The organism is Pseudomonas sp. K5002 (assembly GCF_013386655.1).
Lineage (GTDB): Bacteria > Pseudomonadota > Gammaproteobacteria > Pseudomonadales > Pseudomonadaceae > Aquipseudomonas.
Genome location: NZ_JACARK010000223.1, coordinates 3,798 through 8,781, shown reverse-complemented (window position 1 = coordinate 8,781; position 4,984 = coordinate 3,798). Strand labels below are relative to the sequence as shown.

Annotated in this window: 5 protein-coding genes and 1 pseudogene; all 6 read left to right on the top strand. The window is 62.8% G+C overall.

The features are described from left to right. Window positions 1–185 (top strand): annotated as a pseudogene (locus HX846_RS12220) (2-dehydro-3-deoxyglucarate aldolase); the annotation flags it as partial. A gap of 10 nt (window positions 186–195) precedes the next feature. Next, entirely contained in the window at window positions 196–1,629 is a 1,434-nt protein-coding gene (gene aldA, locus HX846_RS12215; RefSeq protein ID WP_178965456.1) for an aldehyde dehydrogenase, read from the top strand. Window positions 1,630–1,699: 70 nt separating this feature from the next. After that, the gene (locus tag HX846_RS12210) at window positions 1,700–2,581 is read left to right on the top strand and encodes an amidohydrolase (protein WP_087693854.1); all 882 of its coding nucleotides are present in this window, start codon (window positions 1,700–1,702) and stop codon (window positions 2,579–2,581) included. Then, on the top strand, window positions 2,581–2,901 hold the full coding sequence (gene rhaM / locus HX846_RS12205) for an L-rhamnose mutarotase (protein ID WP_087693855.1): 321 nt from the start codon (window positions 2,581–2,583) through the stop codon (window positions 2,899–2,901). The genes HX846_RS12210 and rhaM overlap by 1 nt, the downstream gene beginning before the upstream one ends. A 40-nt stretch (window positions 2,902–2,941) precedes the next feature. After that, window positions 2,942–4,000, top strand: a complete 1,059-nt coding sequence (rhaT, locus tag HX846_RS12200) for an L-rhamnose/proton symporter RhaT (RefSeq protein WP_177019630.1) — start codon at window positions 2,942–2,944, stop codon at window positions 3,998–4,000. 26 nt (window positions 4,001–4,026) lie between these two features. Beyond that, the gene (locus HX846_RS12195; RefSeq protein WP_008431301.1) at window positions 4,027–4,797 is read left to right on the top strand and encodes an SDR family NAD(P)-dependent oxidoreductase; all 771 of its coding nucleotides are present in this window, start codon (window positions 4,027–4,029) and stop codon (window positions 4,795–4,797) included. The last annotated feature ends 187 nt before the right edge of the window (window positions 4,798–4,984 follow it).

Genomic DNA, 4,984 nt, shown 5'->3' with positions numbered 1-4,984 from the left:
TGGCGGCCGGCAAGGCCTGCGGCATTCTCGCGCCCAACGAAGACGACGCCCGCCGCTATCAAGCCTGGGGCTGCCAGTTCATTGCGGTGGCCATCGACATCAGCTTGCTGCGCCAGGGTGCCATGGCGACCCTGGCCCGCTATCGCCCCGCCGCCGACGCCAAAGCACCGTCACGTACTTACTGAGGAGCCAAGCATGTCATCCGTACCGGTCTACCAGAACTTCATCAACGGCCGCTTTACCTCCAGCGATGCGCACCTGGATGTATTGAACCCGGCCACCGGCGCCCTGTTGTCGAAGGTCCCGGCGTCCACCTCCGAAGACATCGACCAAGCCCTGGCTGCCGCACGTCATGCGCAAAAAGACTGGGCGCGCAAACCGGCGATCGAACGTGCCGGGCACTTGCGCCGCATCGCCGCCAAGCTGCGGGAAAACGTCGCCCACCTGGCGCGCACCATTACCCTGGAGCAAGGCAAGGTCAGCGGCCTGGCGGAAGTGGAAGTCAACTTCACCGCCGACTACCTCGACTACATGGCCGAGTGGGCGCGCCGCATTGAAGGCGAGATCATCACCAGCGACCGCCCCAATGAAAATATCTTCCTGTTCCGCAAACCCCTGGGTGTGGTGGCCGGCATCCTGCCGTGGAACTTCCCGTTCTTTTTGATCGCCCGCAAGATGGCCCCGGCGTTGCTCACCGGCAACACCATCGTGATCAAACCCAGCGAAGAAACGCCGAACAACTGCTTCGAGTTCGCCAAACTGGTGGCCGAGACCGACCTGCCGGCCGGGGTATTCAATGTGGTCTGCGGCGATGGCCGCGTCGGTGGCGCCCTCACCGCCCATAAGGGCGTGGACATGATCAGCTTCACCGGCAGCGTCGCCACCGGCTCGCGGATCATGGCCGCCGCCGCCCCCCATATCACCAAGCTCAACCTCGAGCTGGGTGGCAAGGCACCTGCCATCGTCCTCGCCGATGCCGACCTGGACCTCGCGGTAAACGCCATTCGCGACTCGCGGATCATCAACAGCGGCCAGGTGTGCAACTGCGCCGAACGGGTGTACGTGGAGCGCAAGGTGGCCGACCAGTTTATCGAGCGCATCAGCGCCGCGATGGCCGCCACCCGCTACGGCGACCCCATCGCCCAGGCCGATGTGGAGATGGGCCCGCTGATCAACCGCCAAGGCCTGGACAGCGTCAATCGCAAGGTACGCACCGCCTTGAGCCAGGGTGCATCGCTGGTCACCGGTGGACAGATCGCCGACCTGGGCCAGGGCTTTCACTTCCAGCCGACGGTATTGGCCGGTTGCCACGCCGACATGGAAATCATGCGCGAAGAAATTTTTGGCCCGGTGCTGCCGATCCAGATTGTCGACGACCTGGATGAGGCCATCGCCATGGCCAACGACTGCGACTACGGCCTGACCTCTTCGATCTACACCCGCGACCTGGGCAAGGCGATGCAGGCGGTGCGCGAATTGTCGTTCGGCGAGACCTACGTCAACCGCGAGAACTTCGAGGCGATGCAAGGCTTTCATGCCGGCGTGCGTAAATCCGGGATCGGCGGCGCCGATGGCAAGCACGGCCTGTACGAGTACACCCACACCCATGCGGTGTACTTGCAGAGCTGAAGTGGTGCAACGGGCCTTGGCGCGGTAGCGTGCGGGCCCTTCCCCATCCATTGTTCCGAAGGATTGCGCTATGCCCCTTACCCCTTACAGCGGGCCGATCATCGACAGCCATTTGCACCTGTTCGACCCGCGCCGCCCCCAGGGTATTCCCTGGCCCGAGCCGGGAAACGCGCTGTATGCCGCACATTTGCCGGCGGATTATTGGCCGCTGGCAGGCGAACATAACGTGATCGGCGCGATTGCCGTGGAAGCCAGCCCGTGGCGCGACGACAACCGCTGGTTGCTGGAGACCCTGCGCAGCGACCTGCGCATGCTCGGTTTCGTCGGCAACCTTGACCCGCTGCACGGCGACTTTGCGGCAGACCTCGATGCCTTGGCCCATGAACCGCTGTTCCTCGGTTTGCGCTACGGCAACCTGTGGGACCGCGATTTGCCAGACGACCAGAAGCGCCCCGGCTTTATCGAAGGCCTGCGCCGCCTCGCCGAATACGGGCGTGGCCTGGACAGCGCCAACCCCAATCCGCGCTTGATCAAAGGGCTGCTGCATTTGAGCGATGCCTTGCCCGAGCTGCGCATCATCGTCGATCACCTGCCCAATGCCAGCGTGCCCGCCGGCGAAGAATCCGCGTATCACGCCGACCTGATGCGCCTGGCAGAGCGGCCGAATGTATTTGCCAAACTGGCGGAAATTCCCCAGGTCGGCCCGCAGGGTCTGATCCTTGACCCGGCGTTCTACAACGACCGCCTGGCCGTGCTGTGGGAAGCCTTTGGCGAAGACCGTTGCTTCTTCGGCAGCGACTGGCCCAACAGCGATCACCTGGCCAGTTTCGCCACCACCCTGGGCCTGGTGAAAGCCTGCATGGCGGGCAAACCCGAGGACGTACAGGGCAAGTTCTTCCTGCACAACGCGGTGCGCATCTACAGTCCTACGCCACCCCACGGAGGCAAGTAATGCAGACCCGAGCCTTTCGCATGAACCTCAACCCCGGTCAGCACGCCGAGTACCGTCGACGCCACGATGAGATCTGGCCCGAACTGGCCCAGGCCCTGCGTGATGCCGGCGTGGTGGACTACCGGATCTTCCTCGACGAGGCCAGCAACGCCTTGTTCGCCGTGATGACCCACGAAGAGCGGCACGGGCTCGACGCACTGCCGGGCACCGCGCTGATGCAACGGTGGTGGCAGTACATGCAAGACATCATGCCCAGCCAGCCGGACGCCTCGCCCGTCAGCGTGGATTTAATCCCGATGTTCAGCCTTACCCCAGGCTGAAACAGCGCGCTACCACAACAATAAAAAAGGATTCGACTACGTGGAAATCATTCTCTTCGGTGTGATTCTGCACTTCATCGGCGGCTTCGCCTCCGGCAGCTTCTACATCCCCTACAAGAAAGTCCGCGGCTGGGCCTGGGAAAGCTACTGGATCACCGGCGGCCTGGTGTCATGGCTGATCGTGCCGCTGATTGCCGCGCAACTGACCGTGCCCGGCTGGGCCGACATCCTGCGCCAGGCCGACAGCAGCACCTTGCTCTGGACCTACCTGTTCGGCGTGCTCTGGGGCATCGGCGGGCTGACCTTCGGCCTGACCATGCGCTACCTCGGGCTGTCCCTGGGCATGTCGCTGGTACTGGGCCTGACCTCGGCCCTTGGCGCCTTGATGCCGGCGCTGTATCGCGACCTGTTCACCGACGCCACCGAAGGCACCCTGACCTCAATGCTCGCCTCCCAGGGCGGGCATTGGGTGCTGTGGGGCGTGGCGGTATCGCTGGTGGGCATCGCCGTGTGCGGCAAGGCCGGGCTGATCAAGGAACGAGAAGTGCCGGAAGCGGTGAAATTCGCCAGCATCAGCGAGTTCTCGGTGGCCAAGGGCATGCTGGTTGCGGTGATCTCCGGGGTGCTGAGCGCGTGCTTCAGCTACGGTATTTCAGCCGGGCGCCCACTGGCTGCCGCGGCTGTCGAGCATGGCGCCAACAGCCTGTTCCAGAACAACGTGACCTTCATGGTGATCATGTGGGGTGGCCTGACCACCAACGGCCTCTGGTGCCTGTGGCTGAACTGGCGCAACCGCACGTTCCACAACTACACCGACCGCAGCACTCCGCTGCTTGGCAACTACCTGTTGGTGGCGTGTGCCGGCACCCTGTGGTTCCTGCAGTTTTTCTTCTATGGCATGGGCGAAAGCCGCCTGCAGAACGACGCCAGTTCGTGGGTGTTGCACATGTCTTTCATCATCATCGTATCCAACTGCTGGGGCCTGTATTTCCGCGAATGGCAGGGCACCAGCGCCACCAACAAAGGCGTATTGGCCACTGGTATCGCGGTGATTCTCGGTGCCATTGCCATGGTCGGTTACGGCAACTATCTCGGCTGAGGCCGCTTTTTTTCAGGAGTTCACTTATGTTACTTGCAGACAAAACCGTGATTATTACTGGCGCCTCCCGTGGAATCGGCCGCGCCGCCGCCAGGGAATGTGCACGCCAGGGTGCCCGTGTGGTCATCGGCCACAGTGGTAGCGGCCAAGGCACTGAAGCGGCGTTTTCGTTGATCGAGGAAATCAAGGCGTTCGGCGGCCAAGCGGTGGAGGTGGGCGGCGATGCGGCTGATCCGGACACCGGCGACAAACTGGTGGCCGGCGCGCTCAAGGCATTCGGCAGTGTGGATGTGTTCGTCAACAACGCCGGGATCTGTCCGTTCCACTCGTTTCTCGACATGCCGCGTGAGGTGTACCTGAAGACGGTCAACACCAACCTCAACGGCGCCTACTTCGCCGTGCAAGCGGCGGCAAACCAGATGAAAAACCAGGGCAAGGGCGGCGCGATCATCGCCGTCAGTTCCATCAGTGCGCTGGTGGGTGGCGGGATGCAGACGCACTACACGCCGACCAAGGCCGGGCTGCACTCGTTGATGCAGTCCTGTGCGATTGCGTTGGGGCCGTATGGTATTCGCTGCAACTCGGTGCTGCCGGGAACGATTGCCACCGATATCAACAAGGAAGACTTGGCCGACGAGGAGAAGCTGGCGTACATGACTTCGCGCACGCCGTTGGGGCGCCTGGGTGAACCCGACGACGTCGCGGGGCCCATCGTGTTCCTCGCCTCGGACATGGCGCGGTATGTGACCGGAGCTTCGCTGTTGGTAGACGGGGGATTGTTTGTCAACTTGCAGTAGCGTTGGGAAGCGGGCCGCCGCGACGGGGCGTCCCTGCCCCGTGCTACCTGCGTTCGGCCAGCGTGGTTTAACGGGGCGCCTAAGATCAAGATCAAAAACAGATCAAGAGCACAGCGGCCTGAAAGCCGACTTGAGTGTTGAAGAGCAAAATCAAAATCTAAAGCGGGCACGGTCAAAAAATGTGGGA

Bases quoted from the DNA above. Each gene is read 5' to 3' on its own strand.
- aldA (WP_178965456.1), top strand. From the start codon at position 196: ATGTCATCCGTACCGGTCTACCAGAACTTCATCAACGGCCGCTTTACC.
- HX846_RS12210 (WP_087693854.1), top strand. From the start codon at position 1,700: ATGCCCCTTACCCCTTACAGCGGGCCGATCATCGACAGCCATTTGCAC.
- rhaM (WP_087693855.1), top strand. From the start codon at position 2,581: ATGCAGACCCGAGCCTTTCGCATGAACCTCAACCCCGGTCAGCACGCC.
- HX846_RS12195 (WP_008431301.1), top strand. From the start codon at position 4,027: ATGTTACTTGCAGACAAAACCGTGATTATTACTGGCGCCTCCCGTGGA.